At 64.5% G+C, this 24,835-nt stretch carries 23 protein-coding genes and 1 pseudogene; 11 read left to right on the forward strand and 13 right to left on the reverse strand.

The genetic code is table 11. The annotated features are described in order from the left end of the window. Nucleotides 1-48 precede the first annotated feature (48 nt). Entirely contained in the window at nt 49-1,308 is a 1,260-nt protein-coding gene (locus tag D6Z43_RS13430; RefSeq protein ID WP_120652680.1) for an MFS transporter, read from the forward strand. Nucleotides 1,309-1,368: 60 nt separating this feature from the next. On the opposite strand, the gene pbpG is transcribed toward D6Z43_RS13430, so the two are convergent. The 3 genes and pseudogenes from pbpG to D6Z43_RS13445 form a co-directional block, all read right to left on the reverse strand. Then, entirely contained in the window at nt 1,369-2,316 is a 948-nt protein-coding gene (pbpG, locus tag D6Z43_RS13435; RefSeq protein WP_120652681.1) for a D-alanyl-D-alanine endopeptidase, read from the reverse strand. A gap of 177 nt (nt 2,317-2,493) precedes the next feature. After that, a pseudogene (locus D6Z43_RS13440) lies at nt 2,494-2,881 on the reverse strand (DUF488 domain-containing protein). A gap of 12 nt (nt 2,882-2,893) precedes the next feature. After that, entirely contained in the window at nt 2,894-3,334 is a 441-nt protein-coding gene (locus tag D6Z43_RS13445) for a thioesterase family protein (RefSeq protein ID WP_120652682.1), read from the reverse strand. A 96-nt stretch (nt 3,335-3,430) separates the two neighbouring features. On the opposite strand from D6Z43_RS13445, the gene D6Z43_RS13450 reads away from it, so the two are divergent. Both D6Z43_RS13450 and D6Z43_RS13455 read left to right on the forward strand, forming a co-directional pair. Continuing rightward, nucleotides 3,431-4,390, forward strand: coding sequence for a GlxA family transcriptional regulator (locus D6Z43_RS13450; RefSeq protein ID WP_120652683.1), 960 nt, complete (start codon nt 3,431-3,433; stop codon nt 4,388-4,390). Nucleotides 4,391-4,486: 96 nt separating this feature from the next. After that, nucleotides 4,487-5,242 carry an SDR family NAD(P)-dependent oxidoreductase gene (locus tag D6Z43_RS13455; RefSeq protein ID WP_256661007.1) on the forward strand — a complete coding sequence of 252 codons (756 nt, stop codon included), beginning with the start codon at nt 4,487-4,489 and terminating at the stop codon, nt 5,240-5,242. A gap of 52 nt (nt 5,243-5,294) precedes the next feature. Here the strand turns inward: D6Z43_RS13455 and D6Z43_RS13460 are convergent, their stop codons facing one another. Next, nucleotides 5,295-6,173, reverse strand: a complete 879-nt coding sequence (locus D6Z43_RS13460; RefSeq protein WP_120652685.1) for an SDR family NAD(P)-dependent oxidoreductase — start codon at nt 6,171-6,173, stop codon at nt 5,295-5,297. A gap of 112 nt (nt 6,174-6,285) precedes the next feature. Continuing rightward, the gene (locus D6Z43_RS13465) at nt 6,286-8,043 is read right to left on the reverse strand and encodes an FAD-dependent oxidoreductase (protein ID WP_120652686.1); all 1,758 of its coding nucleotides are present in this window, start codon (nt 8,041-8,043) and stop codon (nt 6,286-6,288) included. 233 nt (nt 8,044-8,276) lie between these two features. Here D6Z43_RS13465 and D6Z43_RS13470 point away from each other — a divergent pair, with 233 nt between their 5' ends. From D6Z43_RS13470 to surE, 4 genes are all read left to right on the forward strand, one after another. Further along, nucleotides 8,277-9,914, forward strand: coding sequence for a DUF1302 domain-containing protein (locus D6Z43_RS13470; RefSeq protein WP_120652687.1), 1,638 nt, complete (start codon nt 8,277-8,279; stop codon nt 9,912-9,914). A 23-nt stretch (nt 9,915-9,937) separates the two neighbouring features. Continuing rightward, nucleotides 9,938-11,314, forward strand: a complete 1,377-nt coding sequence (locus D6Z43_RS13475) for a DUF1329 domain-containing protein (RefSeq protein WP_120652688.1) — start codon at nt 9,938-9,940, stop codon at nt 11,312-11,314. Nucleotides 11,315-11,394: 80 nt separating this feature from the next. After that, on the forward strand, nt 11,395-12,771 hold the full coding sequence (locus tag D6Z43_RS13480) for a DUF1329 domain-containing protein (protein WP_218569238.1): 1,377 nt from the start codon (nt 11,395-11,397) through the stop codon (nt 12,769-12,771). Between the two features lie 137 nt (nt 12,772-12,908). Continuing rightward, nucleotides 12,909-13,898 carry a 5'/3'-nucleotidase SurE gene (gene surE, locus D6Z43_RS13485; protein WP_120652689.1) on the forward strand — a complete coding sequence of 330 codons (990 nt, stop codon included), beginning with the start codon at nt 12,909-12,911 and terminating at the stop codon, nt 13,896-13,898. A gap of 267 nt (nt 13,899-14,165) precedes the next feature. On the opposite strand, the gene D6Z43_RS13490 is transcribed toward surE, so the two are convergent. The 8 genes from D6Z43_RS13490 to D6Z43_RS13525 all read right to left on the reverse strand — a co-directional run bounded on the left by D6Z43_RS13490 (nt 14,166) and on the right by D6Z43_RS13525 (nt 21,164). Further along, nucleotides 14,166-14,936, reverse strand: a complete 771-nt coding sequence (locus D6Z43_RS13490; protein ID WP_120652690.1) for an SDR family NAD(P)-dependent oxidoreductase — start codon at nt 14,934-14,936, stop codon at nt 14,166-14,168. Between the two features lie 133 nt (nt 14,937-15,069). After that, complete coding sequence (locus tag D6Z43_RS13495; protein WP_120652691.1) at nt 15,070-16,281, reverse strand: NADH:flavin oxidoreductase; 1,212 nt, start codon at nt 16,279-16,281, stop codon at nt 15,070-15,072. After that, on the reverse strand, nt 16,278-17,363 hold the full coding sequence (ribB, locus tag D6Z43_RS13500; RefSeq protein ID WP_120652692.1) for a 3,4-dihydroxy-2-butanone-4-phosphate synthase: 1,086 nt from the start codon (nt 17,361-17,363) through the stop codon (nt 16,278-16,280). The genes D6Z43_RS13495 and ribB overlap by 4 nt, the downstream gene beginning before the upstream one ends. 11 nt (nt 17,364-17,374) lie before the next feature. Beyond that, nucleotides 17,375-18,301, reverse strand: a complete 927-nt coding sequence (locus tag D6Z43_RS13505) for an alpha/beta hydrolase (protein ID WP_120652693.1) — start codon at nt 18,299-18,301, stop codon at nt 17,375-17,377. Nucleotides 18,302-18,311: 10 nt separating this feature from the next. Then, nucleotides 18,312-19,127: an SDR family NAD(P)-dependent oxidoreductase gene (locus tag D6Z43_RS13510; RefSeq protein ID WP_120652694.1), complete on the reverse strand. Its 816-nt coding sequence runs from the start codon at nt 19,125-19,127 to the stop codon at nt 18,312-18,314. 88 nt (nt 19,128-19,215) lie between these two features. Then, complete coding sequence (locus D6Z43_RS13515; protein ID WP_120652695.1) at nt 19,216-20,190, reverse strand: NADP-dependent oxidoreductase; 975 nt, start codon at nt 20,188-20,190, stop codon at nt 19,216-19,218. A gap of 13 nt (nt 20,191-20,203) precedes the next feature. Further along, on the reverse strand, nt 20,204-20,842 hold the full coding sequence (locus D6Z43_RS13520; protein WP_120652696.1) for a Dabb family protein: 639 nt from the start codon (nt 20,840-20,842) through the stop codon (nt 20,204-20,206). Then, nucleotides 20,832-21,164, reverse strand: coding sequence for a hypothetical protein (locus tag D6Z43_RS13525; protein WP_120652697.1), 333 nt, complete (start codon nt 21,162-21,164; stop codon nt 20,832-20,834). Before D6Z43_RS13525 ends, D6Z43_RS13520 begins: the two co-directional genes overlap by 11 nt. 180 nt (nt 21,165-21,344) lie before the next feature. On the opposite strand from D6Z43_RS13525, the gene D6Z43_RS13530 reads away from it, so the two are divergent. The 4 genes from D6Z43_RS13530 (at nt 21,345) to D6Z43_RS27920 (ending at nt 24,625) form a co-directional block, all read left to right on the forward strand. Further along, nucleotides 21,345-22,391: a Rieske 2Fe-2S domain-containing protein gene (locus D6Z43_RS13530; protein WP_120652698.1), complete on the forward strand. Its 1,047-nt coding sequence runs from the start codon at nt 21,345-21,347 to the stop codon at nt 22,389-22,391. A gap of 108 nt (nt 22,392-22,499) precedes the next feature. Then, nucleotides 22,500-23,630 (forward strand): LuxR C-terminal-related transcriptional regulator, encoded by a 1,131-nt coding sequence (locus D6Z43_RS13535; RefSeq protein ID WP_120652699.1) that lies wholly within the window; start codon nt 22,500-22,502, stop codon nt 23,628-23,630. 192 nt (nt 23,631-23,822) lie between these two features. Then, nucleotides 23,823-24,407 (forward strand): ADP compounds hydrolase NudE, encoded by a 585-nt coding sequence (gene nudE, locus D6Z43_RS13540; RefSeq protein WP_120652700.1) that lies wholly within the window; start codon nt 23,823-23,825, stop codon nt 24,405-24,407. Nucleotides 24,408-24,451: 44 nt separating this feature from the next. Next, nucleotides 24,452-24,625 carry a hypothetical protein gene (locus D6Z43_RS27920; protein ID WP_153922406.1) on the forward strand — a complete coding sequence of 58 codons (174 nt, stop codon included), beginning with the start codon at nt 24,452-24,454 and terminating at the stop codon, nt 24,623-24,625. Nucleotides 24,626-24,835 lie beyond the last annotated feature (210 nt).

The raw sequence follows: 24,835 nt of genomic DNA on the forward strand, positions 1-24,835 counted from the left end.
CGGCCGTCCTGACGGCTCCCCGTAACCCGGAAACTGTGGAGAACAACAATGACAGCACAGGCTAAAGCCAAGTGGCTCCGCTTCCTGGTCCTCGTCCTTGGCGGCGGGACCATCTATAAACTGTCCAGTCTCAAGGACGCGTTCTATATCCCGATGCAGGAGCACATGGGGCTGACCCACACCGAGATCGGCACCCTGCTCAGCGCCAACGCCATCGTCGCCACCGCCCTGTTCGTGGTAGGCGGCTTCCTCGCCGACCGTTTCGAAACCCGCAAGCTGATCCCACTCGGGCTGGTCGGCACCGGCGCCCTGGGCCTGTACCTGGCCAGCTTCCCCGGCTACAACCACCTGCTCATCGTCTTCGCGCTGCTGGCGGTGTGCGCCGACTGCCTGTTCTGGCCGTCGCTGCTGAAAGCTGTTCGCAATCTCGGTGACGACGGCGAACAGGGACGCATGTTCGGTTTCCTCGAAGGTGGCCGCGGCGTGGTCGACACCCTGGTGGCGTTCGCCGCCTTGGGCGTATTCATCGCCCTGGGCTCCGGTGCCGCCGGGCTGAAAGCGGCGATCCTGTTCTACTCCGTCATCGACATCAGCGTCGGCCTGCTCACCCTGTTCCTGTTGCGCGGCGCTCGTCAGGACAACACCGCGCGTGACCCCGTCGGTCTCGCTGGTCTGCTGGAGGCGGTGCGCGTGCCGGGCATCTGGCTGGTGAGCCTGAATGTCTTCATGGTCTACATCGTCTATTGCGGCCTGACCTACTTCATCCCCTACCTGAAGGACATGTACCAGTTGCCGGTAGCCCTGGTCGGTGCCTACGGCATCATCAACCAGTACTTCCTCAAGGTATTGGGCGGACCGGCTGGCGGCTTCCTGGCCGACAAGGGCCTGAAGAGTCCGAGCCGCTACCTGAAGTGGGCCTTCCTCGCCCTGCTGCCACTGATGGCGGTGATCCTCAGCATTCCGCGTGGCGAGAGCTTCATCTATGCCGGTATGGCCGCGACCCTGAGCTTCGCCCTGGTGGTCTTCACCATGCGCGGCGTGTTCTGGGCCCCGATGAGCGAAGTGGGTATCCCATCCCGCATCACCGGGTCCGCCTTCGGTATCGGCTGCCTGATCGGCTACGCCCCGGGGATGTTCGCCTACGTCATCTACGGTGCACTGCTCGACCACTACCCGGGCGAACAGGGCTACACCTACGTGTTCAGCCTGATGAGCGTGCTCGCGGTAATCGGCTTCCTTGTTTCCAGCCTGCTGCACCGTGCGGTGAACAAGCGTGCCACCGTCACTGCCGGCGAGGCCCTGGCCTAACGATTGCGCAAAACGAAAAAGCCAGCCTCACGGCTGGCTTTTCCATGGTCCCGCAGAACCTCAGTTCTTCACCTCCGTCTGCACCGTCGCCTCGCGAATCTGACTGTCCTTGTACTGACGGTAGTTCTTCGCCGCCGCCGGCACCGGGCCGCTCTTGCCGGTTTCCAGCCAGCGGCGCATGCGCGTGGCATCGGCCACGTGGGTGTATTTGCCGAAGGCATCCAGCAGCACCATGGCCACCGGGCGGCCATTCATCTGGGTCAGCATCACCAGGCAGTGGCCAGCCTCATCGGTAAAGCCGGTCTTAGTCACCTGGATGCTCCAGCCAGGCTTGCGGACCAGGTTGTTGGTGTTACGGAAACCCAGGCTGTAGCGCGGTTTGACGAAAGTGATGGTCTTTTCCGGGGTAGTGCTGAGCTTGCTCAGCATCGGGTACTTGCGCGCTTCCTTGAGCAGCAGCACCAGATCGTGGGCGCTGGACACGTTGTGCAGCGACAGGCCGGTGGGTTCGACATAGCGGGTGCTGCTCATACCGAGGGCACGGGCCTTGGTGTTCATCGCCTTGATGAACGCCGAATAGCCGCCCGGATAGGCCGCGGCCAGGGCAGTGGCAGCACGGTTCTCCGAAGACATCAGGGTCATCAGCAGCATGTCGTGGCGATTCACCTGGCTGCCCACACGCACCCGTGAATACACGCCCTTCATGTCCGGGTTGTCGCGGATAGTCACGGTGATGACTTCGTCCATCGGCTGCTTTGCATCCAGCACGACCATGGCAGTCATCAGCTTGGTCACCGAGGCGATGGGGGCAACCAGATTGGAATTTCGGGAATACAGAATCTTGTCGGTATTCAGGTCAAGCAGCATCACGCTGCCGGAAGCCAGGTGCAACTGTGCCGGGTCGCGAACCGGCAGAGGCGCCTCCTGGGCTTGAACTGGCGAGCCTGCAAGCACGAACAGGCAGGAACCGAGGACGAACAGCTTGGCGATCGAACTGCGAATTTTCACGATGCGTCCAGTAACGAAAATGTAGGAAATGAGAGAGATGAAAAGTAGGACCCATACCGGCGAAGTATAGGAACGGAGGCGCCAAATACTCAGCGCCTTCCGTCGTCGGGGCGCGATTTTGCGCCTTTGGTCGAATGACTGCCAGCGGGAAATGCTCGCCGAAAATCGCCGCCAGACTCAGCGAATCGAGGCTCCGCGCTCGGCCAGCAACTGACGCAGCACGGAGCGATGGCAACGTGCCTCATTTTCGCAGTAGCAGCCCACCGCAAAGTGGCTGCTGTGGGAGAGCGCTGACAGCAGGTCAAGCACCCGCGCCCCTTCCCCGCCCTCCATCTCGGCGCGGTAGCGCTTGGCGAAGCGGGCCCAGTCGGCATCGCTTTCAGCGGCCTTGCCCTCGGCCATCAACTCGGCGCTGGGCGCCAGCAGCGGCAACCAGGTGTCCGTAGTAGTCGCGGCTGGCGAATTCGGCCTTGGGTACCCCCCGTGGAGGTCTGCGCACGGTGCCGATGCGCAGGCCTTCGCCGTCCGCCCGCGCGGTTCCCAGCTGAACGATGCTGATGCTCATTTCCACTCCTCCTCAGCGGTTGCTGCCAGGCAGTACGCGGAAATCCTCGCTCTCTTCCAGGGCCTGAAGCGCCTCCAGCAGTGCGGGTGGCGGAACCACCAGCTTGCGTTGCTCCAGGTCGAACCAGCCGGCCGTGGAGGTGACCCGCGCCGCCAGCGTACTGCCTCGATAGAACTCGTTGCGCAGCATCATTCGGCTGCCGTCCTCGGACAGGCCGGACAAGCGCATGCTGATGTCCATTTCGTCCAGCAGATGGAATTCGCGGAAGTACTCGATCTCGTCCTTCATGACCACCGGCCCCAGGCGCAGACGGCGAAACTCCGACATGGGGAAGCCGCGATCGGAGAAATACATCATGCGCACGTCGGCGGACTTGTCGAGGTAGGCGGTGTTGCGCATGTGAGAGTTGAAGTCCATGTCGCCCCAACCGGCGATAAGGGTCTTCCGGTACATGATGAGTCTCCGCAGCAAGGTGGGTGGAGCTCACTTTATGGCCTGTCGGGCCTCTGCAATACTGGCGCGATTGACAACTTTGGTAGCGATCTCGCCATGAAGATCACCGTCCTCGCCCTTGAAGGGGTTTTCGATACAGGTCTGGCCGCCGTCCTCGATGCACTGACCACCGCCAACGAGCTGGCCACCTTGCATGGTCTACCCTGCCCGCAGTTCGAGGTGGCCCTGGCGGGCGTGCGGCCCCAGGTGAACAGCTCGCTGGGGTTCGGCGTTCCCGTGCGCCTGGTGACGGACTGTCCGGTACCGGAATGGGTGATCGTTCCGGCTATGGGCTACAAGATGCCCGACCCGTTGCAACAGGCCCTGGCGCGTCCAGACGTAGCCGATGCGGTCGCCGCCCTGCGCGCCTGGGCCGAAGGGGGGGCGCGCATTGCCGCTGCCTGCATCGGCACCTTCGTGCTGGCGGAAACCGGCTTGCTGGACGGCCATGAGGCCACTACCACCTGGTGGCTGACGCCGCTTTTCCGGCAACGTTATCCACAGGTGCAACTCGATGCCGGGCGAATGATCGTCAGCTCCGGGCAGTGGGTCACCGCCGGCGCCGCGCTGAGCCATCTGGACCTGACCCTCTGGCTGATTCGCCAGACCAGCCCGGAACTGGCCGCCCTGGTGGCGCGCTACCTGATCGTCGACTCACGCCCGTCGCAATCGGCCTATGCCCTCTCCGACCACTTGGCTCACGCCGACCCGCTGGTGCAGCGCTTCGATCGCTGGGTGCGCGACCGCCTGGCGGAAGGGTTCAACCTCGACGTCGCCGCTGGCGAACTGGCCACCAGCAAGCGCACCCTCGCCCGGCGCATCCACGAAGTGCTGGGCAAAACGCCCCTGGCCTATGTGCAGGACCTGCGCATCGAACGCGCCGTGCATCTGCTGAAGACCAGTGAGCACAGCGTCGACCAGGTCGCCGGACTGGTGGGCTACGCCGACGGCGTGACCCTGCGTACCCTGCTGCGCAAGCGCCTGGGCAAGGGCATTCGCGAACTTCGCGCCGGCTGACGCGATCGCTAGTCCCTGCGGACGATGCAACCTCCTGGTATCGGTGGGAGGTTCCCCTGTGCAGTCCCCATTGAAGACTCTCAGGAGAGACAACCGATGAAAATGCTGGAAGGCAAGGTCGCATTGGTGACCGGTGGTGGCCAGGGCGTCGGCCAGGGTATAGCCCTGGCACTGGCAGCCGAGGGCGCGCGCGTCGCAGTGGCAGGACGCACCATCGCCACACTGGAGCAAACCTGCGCACAGATCGCGCAGCGCGGAGGTACGGGATTGGCGGTGACCTGCGACGTAACGGATCCCGCTGATATCGAACGCTGTGTCGCCCAGGTAGTGGACGCTTTCGGCGGCCTGAACATCCTGGTGAACAACGCGCAGATCATTCCGCTGGGCCGTATTCTGGAGGTCACAGACGAGGACTTCAGCAAGGGACTCGACTCTGGTCCGATGGCAGCCGTGCGCCTGATGCGCGCCTGTTACCCGCATCTGAAGGGCGACGGCGCAGTGGTCAACCTGGCCTCTTCCGCCGCCGTCCGCTGGGATGCCTCCGGCTACGGACATTACGCCGCGACGAAAGAGGCCATTCGCGCGCTCAGCCGTGGTGCCGCCTGTGAATGGGGGCCGGATGGCATCCGCGTCAATGTCATCGCGCCGCTTGCGTTGTCGCCCGGTCTGCGCGGCTGGATGGACGCCTACCCGGATGAAGCGGCAGCGTTCGTTCACAGCATTCCCCTGGGCCGGGTCGGCGATTGCGAGAACGATATTGGCCGCACCGTGGCCTTCCTGGTCAGCGACCAGGCCCGCTACCTGACCGGTGCAACCATTCCGCTGGATGGTGGCCAGGCGCACTGGGGCTGAGCCACTGGAAGAAAAAAGGGGCGGCCTCGGCCGCCCCTTTTGCAATCCCGCTTCAAATCACCCGCGCCGGATGTTGCACACGAGGGCTGCCGAGCATCTCCCGATAGGACGGCGGTTGGCGCCCTTCGGCTTCACTGATGCCATAGCCCTGCGCCAACTCCGCCGTCACCAGGGTCTGTCCGGAGAGGCTGGAAAGCTGCGGGTCGTTCAGCAAGGCATGGATCACCTGGCCGTTGAACTCAGGGGTTTCCGCCACGGCCAGGAAGGCTTCGTACTGGTCGGCCCGTTCGGCACCGGCGATTGCGGTGCGCTCGGTTCGCTGCGGCCCGAGCCACAGGGAAACCGCGCTGACGCCCGTGCCTTCGAGATCCACCGCCATATCTGCCGCGAACTTGTCCACACCCGCCTTCTGCGCGCCATAGGCCGGGCCGTGCATATAGCAGCCGGCGCCGTAGGACGAGACGAAGGCGATCAGGCCGTGGCCGTTCTTCACCAGTAATGGCGCCGCGTGGTAGCTGGCGATGTAGGCGGAGCGCAGGCCGACATCGAGGATGTCCACCAGTTCCAGGGGCTTTTCCCAGAAAGGGCCGGGGTCGATCAGGTTCTCGTGGAGGAAAGCGGCGTTGTTCACCAGCAGGTCGAGACGACCCTGCTCCCGTTCGATACGGGCGAAGAGTGCGTGCACCTGTTCGTCATCGCGATGATCGCAGGGCACGGCGATGCCCTGGCCGCCAGCCCGGGTCACTGCTTCGGCGGTTTCCGCCAGGCTGCCGGGCAACAACTGGCCACGCAGGCGGCTGGCGCTTTCGGTACTGGAGCGACCGCTGAGGTAGACGGTCATACCGGCGGCGCCCAGGGCGATGGCGATGCCCTTGCCGACGCCACGGCTGGCGCCGGTGACCAGGGCGATACGGGGTTTGCTTGCAGTCATGGGATTCTCCCGAATGGGTAGGGTGCGCCATGCGCACCGGAAGCCCCGTGCGGATGTTTCGGTGTGCGCAGCACACGCTACGGGGAGTAGTGAGAATTCGTTCTTCCCTGAATCAGGAGGGCAGACCCGCGGCCTGTTTCGCGAATGAATTCGCCCCTACAGCCTCCTGCTCCGCATCGTGGATATGACTGGCGGCGAGGAAGCCGAACACCATGGCCGGGCCGATGGTGGAGCCGGCACCGGGATATGTGCGGCCCATCATGGAAGCGGCGGTGTTGCCGATGGCATAGAGCCCGGCGATGGGGCTTCCATCCTCTCGCAGCACACGGGCGTGCACATCGGTGAGCAAGCCGCCCTTGGTGCCGATGTCGCCGGCGTCCACTTTCACGGCGTAGTAAGGCGCTTGCAGCAGCGGCGCCAGGCAGGGATTCGGTTGCACAGTGGGGTCACCGTAGTAGCGATCGAACAGCGAGTCGCCCTTGTGGAAGTCCTCATCCCGCCCGGCCTCGGCCATCGGGTTGAAGCGCTCAACTGTTCGCAACAGCCCGGCGGGATCGACGCCGATCTGCCCGGCCAGTTCCACCAGGCTATCGGCCTTGTAGAAATAGCCCTGCAAGTGCTTCGGCAAACGGCTATCCGGCATCGCGTAGCCCGGCAACAGCGCACCGCAGGGGTACTTGCGACGGAACTCGGCATCGAACACCAGCCAGCAAGGCACGCTGCGGGCGCCTTCACTGTCGTGCTCGTACATCGCATAGACGATATCGGTGTAGGGCGCGGCTTCATTGACAAAGCGCTGCCCCGCCGCATCCACCATGATGCAGCCAGGCAGAGTGCGCTCGACGAACAGCGCACGCTGCTTCTCCTCGCCTTCGACATGGGTGGTGGGCGCCCACCAGCTGTGGTCCATCAACGCGGTGGCGGCGCCGAGTGCCTGCCCAGCACGAATGGCATCGCCGGTGTTGTACGGCGGCGTGGCGCTCCAGGCACTGCGGGAGGGTTGCGGATGATGCTGGCTGCGCATTTCCTGGTTGCGCTCGAAACCACCAGCGCCGAGCACCACACCACGACGGGCACGAATCAGCAGGCGGCGGCCATCACGGATCACTTCGGCGCCCAGCACGCGGCCGTCTTCCTCGATCAGGCGCTCGAGCCGGCAGTTGAGCCAGAGCGGTACGTCGCGGTCCAGCAGAGAACGGCGCAAGGCGGCAACCAGCGCGTTGCCAAGAGTCAGGAAACGGTCGCGCTTCGAGCGCAGTCGTCCCGGCAGGTCGCGCCAGTAGCGCCAGAGAATCTTCAAGGTCAGGCCGAACCAGCCAGGGCCGCGGCACAACAGCACCTGCGCTTCCTTCATGGTCATGGCCATGCGGCCCATCATCAGGGTGCCGGGAGAAGGCTCGCGCATACGGGCGAACTCGTCCCCCAGCAGGCGTGCGTCGAAGGGTAGCGGGTCCATGGAGCGGTAGCCTGGCTTGCCGCCGGGGACTTCCGGGTAGTAGTCGGCGTAACGTGGCTGGGCCTCGAATCGCACCCGCGAATTGGCTTCGAGGTAGCGTACCACCTGATGCCCCTGTTCCACGTAGGCCTCGATGCGTCCGTCATCGATCTCGCCATGGGTCACGGCGCGGATGTAGGCGATCGCTTCTTCGGCCGAGTCTTCACCGCCGAGGGCCTCGATGCGGTGGTTGCAGGGTATCCAGATACCACCACCGGATACGGCCGAGGTGCCGCCGTAGCGGTCGCTCTTCTCCACCACCAGCACCTTCGAACCGAGGTCTCGGGCACGGAGCGCAGCGGTCATGGCGCCGGCTCCTGACCCAACCACCAGTACGTCGCAACTGTCGTCCCACTGCAGGCTGTTGGCGCTCATCGGGTTACTCCCTTGTTGTTCTGTATGCGCAATCCAGCCGGATTCTCGACAGCCCTCCTTGCAGCAACATCGTCCGTTGGGACTAGCGGTAGACACCTTGTGCCGGGCCGTTCCGCTTAGTCTTTTCGGACGATGTTGCGCCCTCTCGGTGACCACATAGTCAGCCCGCCACACTCAACTCAATCTTGGGCCTGGCGGAACGAGCTGTGCCCAGACACGCCGAGAGCGACATCATGATAAGAACAACAAAGGGGCATCCCCTTGCGCCGCTTCACTCCGCGATCCGCTTTGCCTGCCTGGGCCTTGCCCTCGGCCATGCTGGCCAGGGTCACGCTCTGGCTTTCCAGCCCAACGATGACCTGAAAATCTCCTGGGACACGACCCTCACCTACGCCCTCGCCTGGCGTACCGAGTCCCGCGATCACGCGCTGTCCAACGGTTTCCCGAACCCGAACATCGCCAACATCGACGACGGCAACAACGCTTTCGACAAGGGCAGCCTGATCACCAACCGCGCCAGCTTCCTCACCGAGGCCAACTTCAACTGGCGCAGCGATTTCGGCCTGTTCATGCGCGCCAGCGGCTTCTACGACGATGTCTACAACCGCAGCAATGACAACGGCACCGGCACCTCCAACTGCCTCGCTGGCGGCGGCTGCTCCCAGGCCAACCACTTCCCCCATGACACCATCGACCAGCACGGCAAGGACGTCCGCCTGCTCGACTCCTACCTCTACGGCGCCTGGGACATGGGCGGCCACGACATCAACCTGCGCCTCGGCGACCAGGTGGTGAGCTGGGGCGAGAGCCTGTTCATCGCCAACGGCATTTCCTCAGCCATGAGCCCGGCCGATGGCACCAAGGTGAATACCCCTGGCGTGGAGGTGAAGGAAATCTTCCTGCCGGTCGGCCAGCTCTTCGGCCAGCTCAGCCTCACCGACAACCTCGGCCTGCAGGCCTACTACCAGTACGACTGGGACAAGACCGAGATCGATGGTGTCGGCAGCTTCTTCTCGGTCACCGACCAGATGGATAAAGGCGGTTTCACCGACGCCTTCGGCCTGACCCGCCGGATCGGCGACGACAAGCCGAGCGACAGCGGCCAGTACGGCGTGGCCATGACCTACGTCGCCGAGTCGCTGAACAACACCGAATTTGGTCTCTACTACATCCGCTTCCACGACAAGGCGCCGACCCTGGACTTCCTCACCAACTGGAACTCCGCCCAGTACCAGGTGCGCTACTTCGACAACATCGACCTCTATGGCGCCAGCTTCTCCACTGTGCTCGGCGAGACCAACGTGAGCGGTGAAGTGAGCTACCGCGATGGCCAACCGGTGCTGGTGGATACCGGCCTGACACCGCACGCGGTGCGCGCCGAGACCCTGCAGGCGCAGGTGTCGTTCATCCATTCCTTCGGTGACCAGCCCTTCGCCGACAACACCACCCTGACCGGTGAGGTTGGCTACAACGAGGTGCTCGACAACGACCGCGCGCCCAGCTTCAACGTCTTCGTACCGGACGGCTTCGGCGGCGCCGTGCCCATCACCACCAACAACACCGACGAGCTCTACAACGACAAGAAGGCCTGGGGCTACACCCTCAACCTGTCGCTTGAGTACCTGAACATCTTCGAAGGCTGGGACCTGACCGTTCCGCTCATCTACAGCCAGTCGCTCGGCGGCGACTCCTCCATGGCCGGCAGCTTCGGCATGGGCGAAGGCGACGACCGCCTCGGCATCGGCACCACCTGGCGCTACCTCAACAACTTCACCGTCGAGGCCCGCTACAACGCCTTCCTCGGCGACGCCGGCGACACCCCTCTGGCTGACCGCGACAACTTCGGCCTCAGCGCCAAGTACAGCTTCTGATCCACCGCAGCAGGAGAGACGAGATGCAAGCGCACAACAACAAACCGCTCCTCATCGCCCTCTTCGCCGCCAGCCTGGCCAGCACTCCCGTGCTGGCCAAGGTCAGCCCCGAAGAAGCCGCCCGCCTGGGCAAGGACCTGACCCCCATGGGCGCCGAGATGGCCGGTAACGCCGATGGCAGCATTCCCGCCTGGAGCGGAAAATGGCTGGGCGCCCCACCCCATGTGAAATTCGACGGCACCGGCAGCAAGCGCCCCGATCCCTATGCGGGCGAGAAGCCGCTGTTCACCATTACCGCGGCCAACGTGGAGCAGTACAAGGACAAGCTATCCGACGGCCAACTGGCGCTGTTCAAGCGTTACCCGGACACCTACCGGATCGTGGTGTATCCCAGCCATCGCGACTTCCGCTTTTCACCCGTAGTGGAAGCCAACATCAAGCAGAACGCGCTCAGCGCCGAACTGGTCAACGACGGCAATGGCGTGGCTAATGCCTTCGGCGGTTCGCCCTTCCCGATCCCGAAGAATGGCTACGAGTTGATGTGGAACCAGAACCTGCCGGCGCGTGCCTGGAAGGAAGAGGCCACCTACAACATGTCGCTGGTGCTGGCCAACAACAGCCGCGTGAACGAGAAGGTCGGCTACCAGATCCTGTCGCTCTGGGATGATCCCAGGGGTTCCGTCCAGGGCTTCGACGGCACCCAGGCGTGCGCGATGATCAGCACCCAGGAGCCGGCCCGCAAGAAGGGCGAAATCATCCTCAGCTGCGACTTCACCGATCCGCTGGCCAAGCCGCGCCAGGCCTGGCAGTACCTGCCCGGCAACCGCCGTGTACGCCGCGCACCCACCATCGGCTACGACACGCCCTACGGTGCAGGCGGCTTCCGCGTGATGGACGAGGACCGCCTGTTCAACGGCGCCCCAGACCGCTACGACTGGAAGCTGGTGGGCAAGAAGGAGATGTACATCCCCTACAACAACTACGTCCTCGACGACCCGGACCTGCCCGCCAGTGAAATCACCGGCGCCACCGGCCACATCAACCCCGACTACGTGCGCTTCGAACTGCACCGTGTCTGGGTACTGGAAGCGACCCTCAAGCCGGGCAAGCGCCATGTCTATGGCAAGCGCGTGTTCTATCTCGACGAGGACAGCTGGGCGGCCGCGCTGGGCGACAACTACGACGGCAAGGGCCAGCTCTGGCGCACCAACACTCAAACCTCCGTGTACGCCTACGAGATCCAGGCCTTCCACGCCCGCGTGGCGGTGTACCAGGACCTGATCGCCGGTTCTTACCTGGCCGACCGTCTGGTCAACGGCCTGACGCCGGCAAAGCTGAACGACGCGGCCTTCGACGCCAGCTACTTCACCGCCGCCAACCTGCGCAAGCTCGGCAAATAAGCCGAGCCCCTCCCTGGCACCCGTGCCGCGCAAGACGGCGGGGCCAGGGCTTCCCCGCAACCCTCACGGAAGCCTTGCACATGTTCATGAAAAACCCCGCCCCTCTGTTGGGCGCCCTGCTCGTTGCCAGCATCGCCAGCGCTCCTGCCCTGGCCAAGGTCGGTCCGGAAGAAGCCGCACGCCTGGGCCAGGAGCTGACCCCCACCGGTGCAGAGAAAGCCGGCAACGCCGACGGCAGCATTCCCGCCTGGAGCGGCAAGTGGCGCGGTGCACCGCCCCAGGTGCAATTTGCCGGCAGTGGCAACAAGCACCCTGACCCGTACGCTGGCGAACAGCCCCTGTTCACCATCACCGCGCAGAACATGGCGCAGTACGCCGACCAGCTTTCGGACGGGCAGAAGGCGCTGTTCCAGCGTTATCCACAGAGTTTCAAGATGCCGGTCTACCCGAGTCACCGGGACTTCCGCTACGCCCAGTGGGTGGAAGATGCGATCAAGCAGAATGCCTTGAACGCCGAGCTCGTGAATGACGGCAACGGAGTGGCCAACGCCTACGGTGGTGCGCCATTCCCCATCCCGAAGAATGGCTACGAGCTGATGTGGAACCACAACCTCCACACCGTGGCCTGGAAGGAAGACGCTACCTACAAGATGGCCCTGACCCTGGCCAACGGTAACCGCCAGTTCGAGTTGGTGAACTACAAGATCCTCTCGCCCTGGACCGATCCCAAGGGCAACGCGACCGGGTTCAACGGCATCCAGGCGCACTTCATGATCACCACCATGGAACCCACCCGGAAGCGGGGAGAGATCTTCCTTGGCAACGAGTTCACCGACCCCCTGGCCCAACCGCGCCAGAGCTGGCAGTACTTGCCCGGCAACCGCCGCGTGCGCCGCGCACCCACTGTGGCCTATGACACCCCATACGGCGCCGGCGGCTTCCGCGTGATGGACGAGGACCGCCTGTTCAACGGTGCCCCCGACCGCTACGACTGGAAGCTGGTGGGCAAGAAGGAGCTGTACATCCCCTACAACAACTACCGGCTCGATGACCCGGCCGTGAAGCTCGACCAATTGCTGTCCACCAGCGGCCACATCAACCCGGAATACATGCGCTATGAGAAGCACCGTGTCTGGGTGCTGGAAGCCACCCTCAAGCCCGGCAAGCGCCACGTCTACGGCAAGCGCGTGATGTACCTCGATGAGGACACCTGGGCCGCCGCCCTGGCCGACAACTACGACGGCAAGGGCCAGCTCTGGCGCACCAACATGCAGGCTTCGATCTACGCCTATGAGCTGCAGGGCTTCCACGCCCGCGTCGCGGTCTATCACGACCTGATCGCCGGCTCCTACCTGGCCGATCGCCTGATCAACGACCAGGACGCGCCGAAGCTCAACGCCAGCGACTTCGACGCCAGCAACTTCACCGTCGCGAGCCTGCGCAAGCAGGGTCGCTGATCCCAGGCATGCCGGGTGGCGGAGCCGCAATGGCGCCGCCGCCCGGCAGCAGTTGCAACAGCACCCTCGAAAGCCTGTAACAAATCGACCCTAGGGTCAGCTTTTTCCAAACAGCCCCACCTCACGAGGAAACAACAATGAAAACGCTGTTGAGCGCCGGCATCTGCCTGGCCGCCCTTGGCCTGTCCGCACAGGCCAGCGCCCTGAACATCCTCCTGACCAACGACGACGGCTGCCGCGCGCCCGGTATCGACGCCGTCTACCAGGCGCTGGTCGCCGCCGGCCACCAGGTAACCCTCGTCGGTCCGCAGAACGACAGCAGCGGCATCGGCGCTGCCAGCGTCGTGGTACCAGGCCAGCCGGTCGCCATTACCCAACTTGCCCAGGACAAATACTGCGTCGGTGCTCCGGCCGGCTATGTCCCGCCAGCCGGAAAGACCTCTGCAATTGGTACGCCTGTGGACGCGGTGAACGTCGGCCTTGACCTGCTGCTCAAGGACAACCGCCCTGACCTGGTGGTGTCCGGCACCAACTTCGGTGACAACGTCGGACCGCTGACGCAGATGTCCGGCACCGTCAACGCCGCCGTCCGTGCCATGTTCAAGGGTGTGCCAGCAGTAGCCGTGTCCACCGCCATCGACCTGCAACTGATCGCCCAGAACCCGCAGGCCGGCTACCAGAAAACCCTGAACGCCATGGACGACACCGCACGCTTCGCGGTCCGCGTGATCAACCGCGCGGCCGCCATCGGCGCCGAGGCGAAACGCACCTGCGACAAGAGCCATGGCAAGGCCAAGCCCTACTGCGAAACCAACGTGATTGGCCTGCCGGGCAATACCGGGTTGAACATCAACTACCCGGCGCTGGAGTCAGGCGAGGTTACGGGCGTGGCCTTCGCCCCGATCAGCGACTGGGGAAATGTGGTCTTCGCCCCCCAGCAGGGCGCTGACGGCGTCGTACGGGTAAACCTCGTGCCGCCGCCCGCACCGACTACCGAACAGAAGCAGGGCGACTCTTACCAGCTGTCCCTCGGCAAGGCGGTGATCACCCCCATCGACGGCAACTACACCGCCTCGCCGCTGGTACAGGCTCAGGCGAAGCTGATGCTGGGCGGGTTGAAGCCTTGAGATTCCAGTGATCGAAAAGAAGCCCCGCGAATGCGGGGCTTTTTTGTACGACCCGTAGGTTGTGGCTGAGCTACGCGAAACCCAACGGTGCGGACCTGATACCGAGCCACGTTGGGCTTCGCTGCGCTCTGCACCAACCTACGTACACTCGCAACGTGCGTAAGGTGGATGTCGCCGTACACATCCACCAGCGGAGTCCGGATGAATCACGAATGGTGGACCGGTAGAGCGTGGCCCCACCCTACAGCAAGCCCAACGCCTCAAGCGTCAGACCCCGTATCCCCCATCCACCGCCAGCACCTGGCCTGTGGTGTAGCCGGCACGATTGGAGGCGAGGAAAGCCACTGCCTCGGCCACCTCCTCTGCCATGCCCCAGCGTTTGACGCAGAGCTTGCCCTGTACCGCGTCCTTCCACTGCTCGTCAAAGGTGCCGTCCGCCCAGAGACGGTGGAAGATTCCCGCGTCTATCACGCCGATGGCCACGCTGTTGGCGCGGATGCCATGACGGCCTTCTTCCTTGGCGATCCCCTGGATCAACGACTCGATGGCAGCCTTCGGCGCCACCGACAACACGTCACCCTCAGGCCAGCGGAACAGCCCGGCGGAGCTGATATGCACGATCGAACCACCGCCCTGATCGCGCATATGCGGCAGCAGGCAGAGCACAAGGTTGAGGAAACCGTTGAGGTCGGCGTCAATCACTCGTTTCCATTGCGCGAGGTCGAGATCACCGATGCGCGGCTGACTGATGTCGGAGCCGGAGGCGATCACCAGGGTATGAATACGCCGGCCGGCGGTGAGCTGCCGCAGCGTCGCGGCAACGGCCACTTCATCGCCCAGGGTCAGTTGCACCGCCTCGGCACGACGACTGCGCTCCATTACCGCGCCTACCACGGACTGCGCGCGTTCGGCGTTGCGGTGGTAGGTGAGCACCACATCGCTTCCGGCCTCGGCGAGGCGCTCGCAGATCGCCTGGCCCATGCCACCACTGCCGCCCACTACCAGGGCGACGCCATCGGGGAATGCTTCACGAGTCATGGGTGTTCCTTCTGGTTGGATACTTGATGGGCACACGATCCCTGTAGGGGCGAATTCATTCGCCAAGGGATGCGAAGCCTCCCCGGAAAGTACCGGACCGGTCCTAAGGACCGGTTGGCGAATGAATTCACCCCTATAGGAAGGCGGCCGACTGGTTCAGCACGCAGCGAATCCCACCCGGCAACGCCATGCTGGCTACGCACTGGTTGCAGTGGGTGCAGGCGCTACGCCAGTTCGAGCCTTCATGCCGAAGGCGCTGCGGCAGGTGCGGGTCATTGAGCAAGGCACGTCCCAGGGCGAGGAAGTCGAATCCCTCCTGCGCCGCCTGAGAGATGCCTTCGCCACTTGTGACGCCGCCGAGATACACCAGTGGCATGCTCACCGCGCTTCGCATCTGCCGGGCCAGCTCGAGGAAGTACAGCTCTTCGAATGGCAGGTCCGGGAAGCTGGCGCCACCGAACCACTTCATCGCTGTGCGCTGCAAAGGGTTCTTCTCCAGCGGCACCATCTGCGGCAGCGGGCTCGCGCCTCGAAAGAGGAACATCGGTGTGCGACTGACCAACCCGCCGCTCATGACAATGGCGTCCAGTCCCGCCTCCTCCAGCAGACGCGCCGCCTGGCAGGACTCTTCGATCTGCAGGCCACCGGCAAATCCGTCGCTGAGATTGAGCTTGGCCAGAATTGGGAAATCGCGTCCCACCTCGCCACGCACCGCCGCCAGCACCTGCAGTGGCAGGCGCATGCGGTTTTCCAGCGCGCCGCCGTATGCGTCGCGACGCTTGTTCAACGCTGGCGAGATGAACTGGCTGAGCAAGTAGCCATGCCCCATGTGGATTTCGATGGCATCGAAGCCGGCATCGCGGACCAACCCGGCTGCCGCGGCATACTCAGCGACCGTTCGGCCGATGTCGACGATGCCCATGGCACCTCCGAAGGGAATGCCGGAGAACAGGCCGTACTGGTTGATGCAGGCGCTCGGACCGCGAGGCCGGGGAATGTTGAGCGGGCGATTGCGGCTGAAGTAGCCGCAGTGGGCGAGTTGGGCGGAAATAGCGCCACCTTCGGCATGCACCGCCGCGGTCAGGCGCTGCAGCTGCGGGAAGATGCCGGCGTGCATCCACATCTGGTCGTGAAAGGTGAGTCCGTCGGGCGAGACACCGCAATAAGCCACGGTGGTCAGGCCGACACCGCCGCGAGCCATGGCCGCGTGATGCTCGATCAGGTCGTCGCCGGGAATCCCGCCGGGGCACATGCCTTCGAAGGTGGCCGTCTTGATCAGTCGGTTGCGCAGTTGAAGCCCGGCAAGCCGGGCCGGTTGCAACACACAGTCGAGGTGCGGGTTCATGCCTGCTCCTGATCCAAGGAAACGAACTCGACGACTTCAAGCTCGAAGCCAGACACCGCCTTGTAGTTCACCGGGAAACTCAGCAGGCGCATCTTGCGAACGCCCACATCCCGCAGGATTTGTGCACCGATTCCCAGCGTGCGCTGGGGAAAGCTTGGCGGGCGGGGCTTGTGCGTGCCCTGCTGGAGCTGTTCGATCAACGCGGCCGGCGTTTCCTGCTGTGCCAGCAGTACCACGACGCCGGCGCCCTCTTCTGCCACCCTCGCCAGCGAACGGTCAAGGTTCCACTGCCCAGGGTGGCTATCGAGCAGGTCCCTCAGGGTTTCCGCGGCCTGTACCCGCACCAGTGCCGGTCGGTCGCGGTGGACTTCGCCGCGTACCAGGGCCAGGTGCAGTTGCCCCTGGTAGTCGTCCAGGTAGGTGATGACGCGGAACTCGCCATGACGGGTCTGGATTGGGTATTCGCCCGAGCGGCGAATAGTGCCTTCGTGGAGGATGCGGTAGTGGATCAGGTCGGCCACGCTGCCCAGCGGCAGACCGTGCCGTTGCGCGAACTCACGCAGGGTCTGGCCACGCGCGGGCTCACCGTCTTCGTCGAGGATGCCGACCAGTACGGCGGCCGGGATCAGGCCGGCGAGGCGCGCCAGGTCGCACGCGGCTTCGACATGTCCGGCACGCTGCATCACCCCGCCCGGCTGGGCACGCAGGGGGAAAATGTGGCCGGGCTGCACCAGGTCGCTGGCGCTGCTGGCCGGGTCCACCGCGACCTCGATCGTGCGTGCACGGTCGGCAGCGGAGATACCGGTGGAAACCCCAGTACGTGCCTCGATGGACAGGGTAAAACCCATGCCTTGGCGGGCGCGTGAGTTGGGCACCATGAGTTCCAGGCCGAGGGTCTTGCAGCGCTCCTCGGTGAGCGCTAGGCAGATCAGCCCACGCGCTTCGCGGGCCATGAAGTTGATGGCAGCGGCATCGGCCCGGCAGGCAGAAATTACCAGCGAGCCTTCACCTTCATCGTCATCGGTCACCACGAGCATTGCGCCGCTGGCCATGGCCTCGATCAGTCGCTGTGGGCTGTCCATGGGCGCTCCTTCTAGTTCAATGCGCGACGCAGGTCGGCACAGGCGGATTCCAGCGCGGCCTGGGCCCGTCCGACGAACGCGGCCATGCTGATGAACCCGTGGATCATGCCTTCGCAACGCTCCATGCGGACCTGCACCCCGGCCTGTTGCAGGCGCTGGGCGAAGGCTTCGCCTTCATCACGCAGCGGGTCGTACTCGGCGCTGATCAGCGTGGTAGGCGGCAGGCCGACCAGGTCCTCGGCGCGCACTGGGGATGCCAGGGCGTCGTCGACCAGTTCGGCGCGCGGCAGGTATTGGCTCCAGAACCAGCGCATCTGTTCACGGGTGAGGAAGAAGCCCTCAGCGAAGGCTGCATGGGACGCGCTATCGCAACGGGCATCGGTGGCCGGATAGAACAGGCACTGCCAGGCGATACGCGGGCCCTTGCGAATCTGGGCCAGGCGACTCACGGCGATGGCCAGGTTGGCCCCTGCGCTGTCTCCGGCCAGGGCCAGGCGACTGGCATCGAAGCCCAGTTCGCGGGCCCGTTCCACCAGGTCGCAGGTGGCGCGGTAACAGTCGTAGGGCGCCGCCGGGAAGCGGCTTTCCGGTGCCAGCCGGTACGCCACCGACACCACCACCGCGTTGCACAGGCGCGCCAGGCTGCGGCACAGGTTGTCGTGGGTATCGAGGTTGCCAATGACGAAGCCGCCGCCATGGAAGAACACCAGCAGCGGCAGATCATCGCGGTCTTCAGGTCGGTAAAGGCGCGCGTCCAGCTCGCCCTCGGCCCCGGCCAGGCCCAGGTTGCGCACCTCGAACAGGCGCTCGCCGGGAATCGGCGGCATCAGGTTGTCGCAGAACTGCCGGTACTGGACCGGATCGAGCTGGCTGTAGTCCGGTTGCGGCATGCCGCTGAATTGCTGGAGTACGGCGGCGATCTGAGGATCGAGGGGCATGATGCGGTCCTTAGGCTTCGGCCATCTGGAAGACCGGGTTGGTCTCGTCGAGGATGCTGGTGAGGCGCCGTTCCAGCGCCGGTTTGAAATTCTTGTGGGGCAGCAGCCAGAAGCGTCCGGCCTCGATGCCGGCGAAGACTTCGCGGGCAAGATCGCGCGGGTCCATGCCCTGGCGGATGCTGCTGTCGAGCAACGCATCGAGCTGGCCACTAGCGGCACCGGCAGTCCGGTTGGACGCCATGATGTCGCTGGCTACCGGGCCCGGACAGAGCACGGCCACGCTGACCTGTGACTGCAACGCAGCCAGTTCGTAGTGCAGGGTTTCCGACAGCGCCACCACCGCCTGCTTGCTCACGGTGTAGGGGCCGAGCATGGGGCTGCAAACCAGTCCGGCCAGGGACGCGGTGTTGACCACCTGAGCCGGGCGCTGCTGGCCAAGCAGCAGGGGGACGAAGCTGCGGATGCCGTTGATCACGCCCCCCAGGTTGATATCCAGCAGGCGTTGCCAGCGACTGGCTTCGATCTCCCAGCTGAAGCCGGTCTGAATGACGCCGGCATTGTTGAACAGCAGATCGACGCCGCCGAAGCGTTCGACGGCGAGATCGCGCAAAGCATCCACCTGGGACGCATCGGCTACGTTGGCCTCGCGGCTGACTACTTCGACGCCTTGCGCCTGAAGTTGTCCGGCCAGGGCCGCTAAACGCTGCGGGTCCACGTCGCTCAGCACCAGGCGCAGGCCGCGCGCGCCCCCTTCTTCCGCCAGGCCGCGGCCGATGCCGCCGGCCGCACCCGTGATCACCGCCACCTGGCCCTGTTCGATTCGCATGGCTGACGCCCCTCGCTCTAGTTGTTGTCGGAGCCAGTAGAGCCGCTTCGGCTGGCCAATCCATCGTCCGAGCGGACGAGGGCGTCACTCACTCGGCGACTTGCAGAACCTGCTTGCGCCGCACGCGGCCCTGCTTGAGGCGCTCGTGGGCATTGGCCACCTCCGCCAGCGGTAGCAGGTCCAAGGCCGGGGGCCGCACCCGTCCAGCGGCCAGCAGGCTGGCGATGCGCCCCAGCAGTTCGCCGCTGGGCATGCGGCTGTAGGCCACCGCGGTGCGAAGCCCACGCCGGGCCGCTTCGGTATGGTCGGGACCGGCATCGCCCGGCGCCAGGGTGAGGATGGCGACGAGGGCACCACCAGGGCGCAACAGGTCGAGCGCGCCTGTCAGGCTGCCGCCGCCAATGCAGTCGAGTACCAGATCGACCCCTTCCGGTGCCCACCGCCCAAGTGCCTTGTGGATATCTTCAGCGCGATAGTCGATGGCGACCTCGGCACCCAGGGCGCATGCCTGGCTGGCGTTAGCTGCGCTGCAGGTAGTCGCGATGCGGGCCCCGGCACAGCGGGCGAACTGGATGGCAAAGCCACCTACCGCGCTTCCGCCACCGTGGATCAGCACAGTCTGGCCCGGACGCAGGGCGCCCTCTTCGAGCAGGCCGGTCCAGGCCGCCAGTGCCGGCGTGGGCACGGCCGCCGCAGCGGCGAAACCGAGATTGTCGGGCATGGGTACCAGGGACGCGCGGGATACGCAGGCGTACTCGGCGTAGGAACCCCACTTGCCCGCGCCGACATCACTCTGGGCAAACACCCGACTGCCCGGCGTCAGGTCGCCCACGCCCTCACCCAGTTCAGCGACTGTTCCTGCGAGGTCGAAACCAAGGATGAAAGGGAAGCGATAGTCGAGGAATCCTCCCAGGTAGCCTTCGCGGCACTTCCAGTCCGCCGGGTTGACGCCAGCGCAAACCACCCGCACCAGTACCTCGCCGGGACCGGGCCGGGGGCGTTCGACTTCCATCATTTGCAGCACCTCGGCTCCACCAAGGCGTTCGATGACCACTGCGCGCATGCGAGTCTCCCGGTCAGTTGTCTGTAAAAGGGGCAACCCTGCCAAGCAGGCTTGCCTGGAAGGGACAGAAGACATGGGCGATGGCGTCTACCGTCCAGTCCGGGCAATCCGGATCGAACCAGCGATCCACCCAGGCCCAGTGATAGGGGTGGCTGAGGTATTCCCCGAGCAGATCGTCGACCCGGGCGAATTCCTGCTGCCAGACGTGGGTCCAGCGTCCCGGAGACTGCACTCGTGAAAGCTGCCAGTTACGGATGCCGGGCATGTAGGCAGGCATCCGCAGCAAGTCCTGCTCCAGCGCCGCACGCTGTTGCGTGGTTGCCTGCGGCCGCACCCGAAGTAGCAGCGTGCGCCAGATGCCGCTGGCCATGGTCGGCTTCCTGAGCCCGCCACCGATGCGCTGGTAGCGAACACGCTGGACGCCAGCCAAGCCGGGAACACGCCCGAGGATATCGTCGAGGTCAGTGGGGGCCGACTCGGAGAACGCCAGGTCGAGGGTGCAATCGGCGGCGCCCCAGCTACCGGGCAGGTTCGCACCAAAGCCCAGATGCAGCAGGCCGGGCAACGCCTGGAGACTCTCGCGCAGATGGTATTCGACGGCAGCCGGATCAGAGTCCTGAGCCAGGGTCAGTTGCAGGGTCTCACTCCACATCGGGCGCCTCCAGGGGGTGCCCCGCCGGGCCGAGTACGTGACGGCGCCGTCCATCGCAATCCGCTTCCACCAGGTCCCAGAAGGCACGCACCTCATCGCCGGCCGCACTGCGCATGGCGTAGTAGGCCCACACGTCGGCCACCTGCCAGAGCAGCCAGATCGTATTCATCTGCCCCGGCACCACCACCGGCGGCGAAACCCAGCGCTGTTCCAGGGTCAGACCACGTGCGGCGCAGGCCGGCAGGTAGAGACGCTCAAGCGCTTCCAGCACCGGCGCGAGACGCGCCGCGGCCAGCGGAATTTCATCGAGTATGTGGATCACCCTCGGGTACTCCTGGTCGTTGCTCCCGCCCGCAGTAAAACCGTGGCGCCGGCCAGGGCCATCGTCCGATCAGACGATGCCGGGAAATGCTGGCACCGCAGAATCCGGTCAGTGCATCCGCTGCGCCGGTCTGCCTGAGCCGCAAGCAGCCCTCGAGAACCCCGATGGGAGAACAAGAAGATGAGTACCCTGCACCGAATCGAAGCCAAGCAGCTGGAACCCCGCTTCGCACGCGGCTGGCATTGCCTGGGCCTGGCCGCGCAGTACCGTGATGGCAAGGCGCATCGTCTGGATGTGTTCGGCACCCGCCTGGTGGCCTTCGCCGGGGAAGATGGACAGATCCGCATCCTCGACGGCTTCTGCCCGCACATGGGGGCGGACCTGAGCCAGGGCTGTGTCGAGGGCGACGCGATCCGCTGTCCCTTCCACGAATGGCGCTGGCGCGCCGACGGCGTGTGCGATGACATTCCCTACGCCAAGCGCATTCCCCCGCGGGCGAAGATCAAGTCCTGGCCGGTGTCGGAGCAGAACAACCTGGTGTTCGTCTGGAACGACCCGGAAGGCAATGCGCCGATCGAAGAACAGGCCATCCCGCGCATCGACGCCTGCTTCAGCGAAGAATGGGCGGACTGGGAAGTAGCCGAGCTGAAGATCGACACCAACTGCCGCGAGCTGATCGACAACATCTCCGACATGGCTCACTTCGACTCGGTGCACGGCACCGACCTCAACCACTTCAGCAACACCTTCGAGCGCCACATGGCAGTGCAGGTGATGCGCGGCAGCAGCGCACGCCTGTCCGGCGACAGCGAGCTGACCACGGTGGCCACCTACTACGGCCCGGCCTACCAGATCACCGAGATGACTGGGGCCATGGACGGCGTGCAAATCCACTCGATCCTGCTCAACTGCCACGTCCCTATCGACCTGAACAGCTTCACCCTGCGTTACGGCGTACTGGTGAAGAAGGTTCCCGGCCTGACCGACGAGCAGAACCGCGAAATGGCCAAGGCCTACGTGCAGCAGGCCCAGGCCGCCTTCTATGAAGACGTGGCCATATGGCACAGCAAGACCCGTGTAGATAACCCGCTGCTGTGCGACGGCGACGGCCCGGTCTATCAGCTGCGCAAGTGGTACGACCAGTTCTACACCGACATCGCCGAGCTGCCCGCAAGTCTCGTCGAGCCACGCTCCTTCGTTGTTCTGGACATCACCGAGACCGCCTGAGTCCGGTAGGGATCGATCGTCTCCCGATCAGTGGGAGACGATCAGTCTTGATGAATGATCCCGTTAGTCTGTAAGAAGCTCCCTACAAAAATAAAAAGCGGTTCAGACATGGCACACAATCTCACGCTCGATGAATTCAGCGGGATGCTCGGCAACCTCTATCAGGGACCGCTGGAAGACATCCCCTGGGCAACCTTTCTCAATCAGCTGAACCAGTACCTGCAGAGCAAGTACGTCACCTTTATCCTGCGGCCACCGAGCGAGAACGCCGAAGGCCTGATGGTCAACACCACGGGCAGCTCCTCCGAGGTCACCGCGTCCTACAACAAGCACTTCTTCGCACTGGACCCCTTTGTCGGTCTGCCCAACCGGCAGGTAGTGACCAATAGCGAATTCCTCTCCCGCACGGAGTGGGAAGAGTCGGAATTCTTCAAGAGCTTCCTGGAGCCAGTGGGGGTGTTCCACATCCTCGGCGCCGATATCCGGACCAGTGACGGTGCGCAATGCCGCATCCGCGTCAGCCGGGGCCGCGAGGACGCGGAATTCACTGAAGACGACAAGGCGCTGGTGGCACAGTTCATCCCGCACCTGGAACGCTCGATCAAGATCCACATGCAGCTCAACCGCATCGAGACCGAGCGCAACCTGTACGCCGGCGCGGTGGACCAGCTCGCCGTGGGCACCATCATCCTCGACGAGGACGGCAAGGTGCTGCAGACGAACCGGGTGGCCGAACGCCTTCTGCAGGACAAGGACGGCCTCAAGCTGGTCAACGATGGTTTGCAGGTGGGCAACCCACGGGATACCCAGGAGTTCCGCCGTCTGGTCAAGCAGGCCCTGCAATCGCAGAAAAACAACCTGCCATCGGTGGTAGAGGCCTTGCGGGTGCAGCGGCCGTCCGGCAAGTCGGACCTCGGCATCATCGTGCGTTCGGTGCCGCTGTCGGCCTGGAACGAAGGCAAGCAGTGCCCGTCGGTAGTGATCTTCATCAGCGATCCGGAACAGGAATCCAGCGCACCCCAAGAGATCGTCAAGGCACTGTTCGACCTGACCCCGGCCGAAGCCCAACTGGCCATGCTGCTGGCCAACGGCCTGACCCTGGATGAGGCCTCCGACGCCCTGGGCATCAGCCGCAACACGGCACGGGCGCACCTGCGCTCCACCTTCTCCAAGACCGGAGTGACGCGCCAGACCATGTTGGTACGACTGATTCTGCGCAGCGTGGCGACGCTGGGGTGAGCGGTCGGGCCCATGCCCTTTCGTAGGAGCGAGCTTGCTCGCGAACACTCCCGCTCGCGGCCGTTCGCCAGCAAGCTGGCTCCTACAGCACCACCCGCAGCCCTGCGCCCTGGCTGTGACTTAGTCCATCCAGACGATGCCCTTAGCACCGATGCGCGCGACGCTCTATTGGGTCCGCCACGGGAGCCCGCCATGCGCAGCCTGCCCACTATCGTCAAAACCGAACTGCTGGCCAGGAGCGACTGGTTCCAGATCGAAGCCCTGCACCTGGAGTTCGCCAACGGCCAGCAGCGGGTGTACGAGCGTCTGCGCGGTTCCGGCTATCAATCGGTACTGGTGGTGGCCCTGCCCGATCCCCACCACGTGCTGCTGGTTCGCGAATATGCCGTCGGCGTCGAACAACGCGTGCTTGGCCTGCCCAAGGGCGGTGTCGAGCCCGGCGAAACCATGCTGCAAGCTGCTAATCGCGAACTGATGGAGGAAGTCGGCCTACGCGCCGGACGCCTCCGCGAGCTGGGCGTACTGACCCTGGCTCCCGGGCACCTGTGCCATAGCTGCAGCGTGGTGCTGGCGGAGGAGCTGCAACCTTGCATGGCCACAGGCGATGAACCGGAACCCCTGGAGGTCATGCAGGTACCCCTGTCACGGCTGCCGGCACTGGTGGCGTCGGGTGAGCTGCAGGAAGCGCGCGCCATTGCCGCGCTCTTCATGGCACTCAGCAGTTCGTCCCAGCATCTAGTCCATTCGGACGAGGCGGTTTGTCGCAGCGGTTCCTAGTCTTGCCCCATAACAAGATGTCCCTCCGTTGCAGAGGCATGACCATGAAAACAAGAAGAAAGCTGTTTCTCGCCGTCATCATCTGCGCCTTCGGTGCTGCCTACGCCGCAATACTGATGCGCCCCCTGCCACAACCTCTGGCCGTGACCCAGTACTGTCCGCCCGCTTACCCAAGCTGCGCCATACCGGTGGCAAGCATCGGTTCGATGTTGCATTGACAGTACAGCCCGGGCGTCCGTGCGGATCAGAATCACGCACGGCGCTGGACTCCCCCAACGGCCCGCGACTGGATGTCGCACAGCTGCAACGCATTCCGTCGCAAGGTGCCCATGCCACGCGCCTTGCGGCCTGGCGTCCCCTTATGGCCAATCTGATATGGTTTTTACCGGCTGATCTGAATCTGTTTTGCCCATCAGTGCATTCCTATA

Origin of the sequence: Pseudomonas sp. DY-1 (assembly GCF_003626975.1) — a bacterium.
Taxonomy (GTDB): domain Bacteria; phylum Pseudomonadota; class Gammaproteobacteria; order Pseudomonadales; family Pseudomonadaceae; genus Metapseudomonas.

Excerpts from the sequence above, each read along its gene's own strand:
- D6Z43_RS13430 (WP_120652680.1), top strand. The coding sequence starts at position 49 with ATGACAGCACAGGCTAAAGCCAAGTGGCTCCGCTTCCTGGTCCTCGTC.
- D6Z43_RS13445 (WP_120652682.1), bottom strand. The coding sequence starts at position 3,334 with ATGTACCGGAAGACCCTTATCGCCGGTTGGGGCGACATGGACTTCAAC.
- D6Z43_RS13450 (WP_120652683.1), top strand. The coding sequence starts at position 3,431 with ATGAAGATCACCGTCCTCGCCCTTGAAGGGGTTTTCGATACAGGTCTG.
- D6Z43_RS13455 (WP_256661007.1), top strand. The coding sequence starts at position 4,487 with ATGAAAATGCTGGAAGGCAAGGTCGCATTGGTGACCGGTGGTGGCCAG.
- D6Z43_RS13460 (WP_120652685.1), bottom strand. The coding sequence starts at position 6,173 with ATGACTGCAAGCAAACCCCGTATCGCCCTGGTCACCGGCGCCAGCCGT.
- D6Z43_RS13465 (WP_120652686.1), bottom strand. The coding sequence starts at position 8,043 with ATGAGCGCCAACAGCCTGCAGTGGGACGACAGTTGCGACGTACTGGTG.
- D6Z43_RS13470 (WP_120652687.1), top strand. The coding sequence starts at position 8,277 with ATGATAAGAACAACAAAGGGGCATCCCCTTGCGCCGCTTCACTCCGCG.
- D6Z43_RS13475 (WP_120652688.1), top strand. The coding sequence starts at position 9,938 with ATGCAAGCGCACAACAACAAACCGCTCCTCATCGCCCTCTTCGCCGCC.
- D6Z43_RS13480 (WP_218569238.1), top strand. The coding sequence starts at position 11,395 with ATGTTCATGAAAAACCCCGCCCCTCTGTTGGGCGCCCTGCTCGTTGCC.
- surE (WP_120652689.1), top strand. The coding sequence starts at position 12,909 with ATGAAAACGCTGTTGAGCGCCGGCATCTGCCTGGCCGCCCTTGGCCTG.
- D6Z43_RS13490 (WP_120652690.1), bottom strand. The coding sequence starts at position 14,936 with ATGACTCGTGAAGCATTCCCCGATGGCGTCGCCCTGGTAGTGGGCGGC.
- D6Z43_RS13495 (WP_120652691.1), bottom strand. The coding sequence starts at position 16,281 with ATGAACCCGCACCTCGACTGTGTGTTGCAACCGGCCCGGCTTGCCGGG.
- ribB (WP_120652692.1), bottom strand. The coding sequence starts at position 17,363 with ATGGACAGCCCACAGCGACTGATCGAGGCCATGGCCAGCGGCGCAATG.
- D6Z43_RS13505 (WP_120652693.1), bottom strand. The coding sequence starts at position 18,301 with ATGCCCCTCGATCCTCAGATCGCCGCCGTACTCCAGCAATTCAGCGGC.
- D6Z43_RS13510 (WP_120652694.1), bottom strand. The coding sequence starts at position 19,127 with ATGCGAATCGAACAGGGCCAGGTGGCGGTGATCACGGGTGCGGCCGGC.
- D6Z43_RS13515 (WP_120652695.1), bottom strand. The coding sequence starts at position 20,190 with ATGCGCGCAGTGGTCATCGAACGCCTTGGTGGAGCCGAGGTGCTGCAA.
- D6Z43_RS13520 (WP_120652696.1), bottom strand. The coding sequence starts at position 20,842 with ATGTGGAGTGAGACCCTGCAACTGACCCTGGCTCAGGACTCTGATCCG.
- D6Z43_RS13530 (WP_120652698.1), top strand. The coding sequence starts at position 21,345 with ATGAGTACCCTGCACCGAATCGAAGCCAAGCAGCTGGAACCCCGCTTC.
- D6Z43_RS13535 (WP_120652699.1), top strand. The coding sequence starts at position 22,500 with ATGGCACACAATCTCACGCTCGATGAATTCAGCGGGATGCTCGGCAAC.
- nudE (WP_120652700.1), top strand. The coding sequence starts at position 23,823 with ATGCGCAGCCTGCCCACTATCGTCAAAACCGAACTGCTGGCCAGGAGC.
- D6Z43_RS27920 (WP_153922406.1), top strand. The coding sequence starts at position 24,452 with ATGAAAACAAGAAGAAAGCTGTTTCTCGCCGTCATCATCTGCGCCTTC.